The following is a 4773-nucleotide window of genomic DNA, read 5'->3' as shown; positions in this document are numbered from 1 at the left end:
GGCTCGCCCGGCCAACGGCCACACGCTCGAAGTGGGCGGCCGCTACCAGTATCGCGCCGAGGGGGAGTACCATCTGTTCAACCCCTCCACCATCCACCGGCTGCAGCACGCCGTGCGCACGGGCGACTACGCCGCCTACAAGCAGTATGCCGCCGAAGTCCACGACCGCGAGACGCATCTGGCGACGTTGCGCGCCCTGCTCGACCTGAAGGTCGCCGCCGCGCCTGCGCCGCTGGACGAGGTAGAGCCGGTCGAGGCGATCATGCGCCGCTTCAAGACGGGGGCCATGTCCTACGGCTCCATCAGCAAGGAGGCGCACGAGACGCTGGCAATTGCCATGAACCGCGTTGGCGGCAAGAGCAATACGGGCGAGGGGGGCGAGGATACCGACCGCTTCACACCCGACGCCAACGGCGACTCGCGCAACAGCGCCATCAAGCAGGTCGCCAGCGGCCGGTTCGGCGTCACCATTGAGTATCTGACCCAGGCGAAGGAAATCCAGATCAAGATGGCCCAGGGGGCCAAGCCCGGCGAGGGCGGTCAGTTACCCGGCCACAAGGTCTACCCCTGGATCGCCAAGGTGCGCTACTCCACGCCGGGCGTCGGCCTCATCTCGCCGCCGCCCCACCACGACATCTACTCCATCGAAGACCTGGCCCAACTTATCTACGACCTGAAGAACGCCAACCCGGAGGCGCGCATCAACGTCAAGCTCGTCTCGGAGGTCGGCGTCGGCACTATCGCCGCCGGTGTGGCCAAGGGGCACGCCGACGTCATCCTGATCAGCGGCCACGACGGCGGCACGGGCGCGTCGCCGGTGTCGAGCATCAAGCATGCCGGGCTGCCCTGGGAGTTGGGGCTGGCCGAGACGCACCAGACGCTCGTGCTGAACAACCTGCGCAGCCGGGTGCGCCTGGAGACAGACGGCCAGCTCAAGACGGGCCGCGACGTGATCATCGCTGCGCTGCTGGGCGCGGAGGAGTTCGGCTTTGCCACCGCGCCGCTGGTGGCGATGGGCTGTATCATGATGCGCGTCTGCCACCTGGACACCTGCCCCGTTGGCGTGGCGACGCAGAACCCGGAACTGCGCCAGCGCTTCACCGGCAAGCCGGAGCACGTGGCGAACTTCATGCGCTTTGTGGCCGCCGAGGTGCGCGAGCTAATGGCCGCCCTGGGAGCGCGCACGCTGGACGAACTGGTCGGCCGTACTGACCTGTTGCTCGTCCGCGACGAGGCCGAGGGCTACCGCAAGGCCCGCCATCTCGACCTGTCGGCGCTGCTCCACCAGCCGGATGTGGGGCCGGAAGTGGGCCGCTACTGCACGACGGCGCAGAACCACCGGCTCGAAGAGGGATTAGACTACACGGTGCTGCTCGACCTGTGCGCGCCGGCGCTGGAACGCGGCGAGCCGGTCGAGGCGACGCTGCCCATCCGCAACGTCAACCGCACTGTGGGGACGCTGCTGGGCAGCGCGCTCACCAAGCGGCGTGGGGCCGAGGGCCTGCCGGAAGACACGATCCGCCTGACCTTCCAGGGCTCGGCCGGGCAGAGCTTCGGCGCGTTCCTGCCGCCCGGCCTGACGTTCACGCTGGAGGGGGACGCCAACGACTATGTAGGCAAGGGGCTATCGGGCGGTAAACTCATCATCAAGCCGGCGGACGGCGCGACCTTCGCGCCGGAAGAGAACGTCATCATCGGCAACGTCGCCCTCTACGGCGCGACGAGCGGCGAAGTCTACATCCGCGGCATGGCCGGCGAGCGTTTCGCTGTGCGCAATAGCGGGGCGCGGGCTGTCGTTGAGGCGGTGGGCGACCACGGCTGCGAGTACATGACCGGCGGGCGCGTGGCCGTGCTGGGGCCGGTGGGGCGCAACTTCGCCGCGGGTATGTCGGGCGGCATCGCCTACGTGCTGGACGCCGGCGGGACGTTCGCCGGCCGCTGCAACCGCGACATAGTTGACCTGCTGCCGCTGGACGAGGCCGACGCCCGCGAATTGAACGATATGGTCTGGCAGCACGCCATCCACACCGGCAGCGCCGTGGCCTGGCGCATGGTGGGCGATTGGGATGAGACGTGGCCGCGCTTCGTGAAGGTGCTGCCCAAGGACTATGGCCGCGTCATGCGCGCCCTGGCCGAAGCCGAGGCGCAGGGGTTGACAGGCGAAGAAGCCATCATGACCGCCTTCGAGGCCAACCGCCGCGACCTCGCTCGCATCGGCGGGAACTAAGAGGAATCCACAGATTACACAGATTTCACAGATTAAGGGTTGGTCGTTGTTATTGGTTGCTAGAGACCCATGACGAACGGCCAACTACTAATCTGCCTCTGTGTAATCTGTGAAATCTGTGGATTAGTCTTATGAGCAAGATCACCGGATTCATGACCTACGCGCGGGAGGGAGCGGGGGAGCGGCCCATCCCCGAGCGCGTGCGCGACTGGCAGCCGCTGCACCTGCACCTGCCCGACGAGCGCCTCCAGACCCAGGCCGCCCGCTGTATGGACTGCGGCATCCCGTTCTGCCACAAGGGTCAACTGCTCAACGGCATGACCTCGGGCTGCCCGCTCAACAACCTCATCCCGGAGTGGAACGACCTCATCTACCGCGGGCTATGGCGGCAGGCGTACGACCGGCTGCACAAGACCAACAACTTCCCGGAGTTTACCGGCCTGGTCTGTCCCGCGCCGTGCGAGGCGGCCTGCACGCTGGGCATCACCGACCCGGCGGTGACGATCAAGAACATCGAGTACGCCATCATCGAGCGGGCCTTTGACGAGGGCTGGGTGGAGCCGCCCGCGCCCGCCCGCCGGACGGGCAAGCGCGTGGCCATCATTGGCTCCGGCCCAGCCGGGCTGGCCTGCGCCGAGCAGCTCAACACCGTTGGCCATGCCGTCACCGTCTTTGAGCGGGCCGACCGCCCCGGCGGGCTGCTGATGTACGGCATCCCCAACATGAAGCTGGATAAGCGGCTGGTGGAGCGGCGCATCGACGTGCTGCGCGCCGGGGGCATCGCGTTCAAGACGGGGGTGACGGTGGGCGTGGACGTGCCGGCCGACGAACTGCGCCGCGACTTCGACGCCATCGTGCTCTGCACCGGGGCGACGCGCCCGCGCGACCTGGCCGCACCCGGCCGGGAGTTGGGCGGCATCCACTTCGCCATGGACTTCCTCGGCCCCAACACCCGCAGCCTGCTCGACTCCGACCACGCCGACGGCCGCTACCTCTCCGCCGCGGGTCGGGACGTCATCGTCATCGGCGGCGGCGACACGGGAACCGACTGCGTGGCCACGGCGCTGCGCCACGGCTGTCGCAGCCTGGTGCAGTTCGAGATTCTGGCCCAGCCGCCGGACGAGCGCGCCCCGGACAACCCCTGGCCCCAATGGCCGAAGGTTTACAAGCTGGACTACGGTCAGGCGGAGGCCGCGGCCGTCTTCGGCGGCGACCCCCGCACCTACAGCGTACAGACGGTCGAACTGCTGGGCGACGCCAACGGCTGCCTGCGCGGCCTGCGCACGGTGGACGTGGCCTGGGTCAGCAACGGCGACGGCCGCCAATCGCCGCAGCCCGTCCCCGGCAGCGAGCGGGAGTGGCCGGCGCAGATGGTCATCCTGGCGTTGGGCTTCCTGGGGCCGGAGGGGGAGTTGCCGGCGGCGTTGGGCGTGGCCCAGGACGGGCGCTCCAACCTGGCCGCGCCCTATGGCCGCTTCGAGACCAACGCGCCCGGCGTTTTTGCCGCCGGCGATGCCCGGCGCGGGCAGAGCCTCGTTGTCTGGGCTATCCACGAAGGCCGCGCCGCCGCCCGCGAGGTGGATCGCTGGCTCATGGGCGAGACGAATTTGCCGTAATAAATGAACCACGGATTCTCACGGATTTTACGGATTGGCACGGATTGAACCCTTATTGATTCAATCCGTGGAAATCCGTCTCACCCGTGAAAATCCGTGGTGAATTTATTCCTCTTATTCCGCCAACGTCCAGGCGTAATCAATGTCGAGCAATTCAAACCCCGTCGCCTCATAGAGGCCGCGAGCGTAGTAGCTCAGGCCCGTCTCGACCAAGGCGTACGTCGCGCCGCGGTCGCGCAGGCGGCTCAGCCCCTCCAGCATGAGCGCCCGGCCCAGACCGCGCCGCTGGTGGGCCGCGGCCACGCCGAGCGGCTCGAACACGCCCAACCGGTTCGCCTCATCCAGCCAGACCAGGGCAAAGCCGGCCAGCTCGCCATCCGGGGCGACGGCGACGATGTCCAGATCGGGCCGGTAGGTGGGGGCGTTGCGGACGCGGGTGTGACGTTCGGCCGTCATCCACTCCGACTCGAACGCGGCGCGCTGGACGGCGGCCCGCGCCTCCCCCTCCGCCTCACCGCGCACGTGGCGCAAGGCATAACCAGGCGGCAGGGACGGCGCGCCGGCCCCATCTGTCGGCCGGCCATAGACCACCAGGCCGTTCTCCGTGCGCCGGTAGCCGCGCGCCTCCAGGGCGGCGATGCGCGCAGCGTCGCGGGTGAAGGCCCAGGCGCGGAACGGCACGACCGCCCCCTCCGCGCCGGCCTGCCGGAAGTGCGCTTCGGCCCAGGCCAGCGCCGCGTCGTGCAGGGCGGGGTAGTCAGGGTGGACGACGATGTCCACCTGATCGGCGATGGGCCAGGCGAAGGCGACCAGGCGCTCCGGCCCGTCGAACCACAGGCGCGCGGCGTAGATGGAGCGCGGGTCGTCCTCGGCCACGCGCCACCAGTCCAGGTTGCCGATGGTGGCGTAGACGGGCGGGCCGGTGAGGGC

General features: G+C 68.8%; 3 protein-coding genes. 2 read left to right on the top strand and 1 reads right to left on the bottom strand.

Annotated features, from left to right (window positions below; translation table 11 throughout):
* Positions 1-2227, top strand: a 2227-nt coding sequence (locus ACE3UY_RS13885) for a glutamate synthase-related protein (protein WP_374688104.1), incomplete at its 5' end; no start/stop codon positions are given.
* A 131-nt stretch (positions 2228-2358) separates the two neighbouring features.
* A complete protein-coding gene (locus ACE3UY_RS13880) occupies positions 2359-3843 on the top strand; it encodes a glutamate synthase subunit beta (protein WP_374688103.1) in 1485 nt (494 codons plus the stop codon).
* A 114-nt stretch (positions 3844-3957) separates the two neighbouring features.
* On the opposite strand, the gene ACE3UY_RS13875 is transcribed toward ACE3UY_RS13880, so the two are convergent.
* Positions 3958-4773: GNAT family N-acetyltransferase (locus ACE3UY_RS13875; protein ID WP_374688102.1), on the bottom strand; the 816-nt coding region annotated here is incomplete at its 5' end.

Source organism: Promineifilum sp. (SeqCode), from assembly GCF_041918635.1.
Lineage (GTDB): Bacteria > Chloroflexota > Anaerolineae > Promineifilales > Promineifilaceae > Promineifilum.
This window is presented reverse-complemented; position numbering and strand designations above follow the sequence as displayed.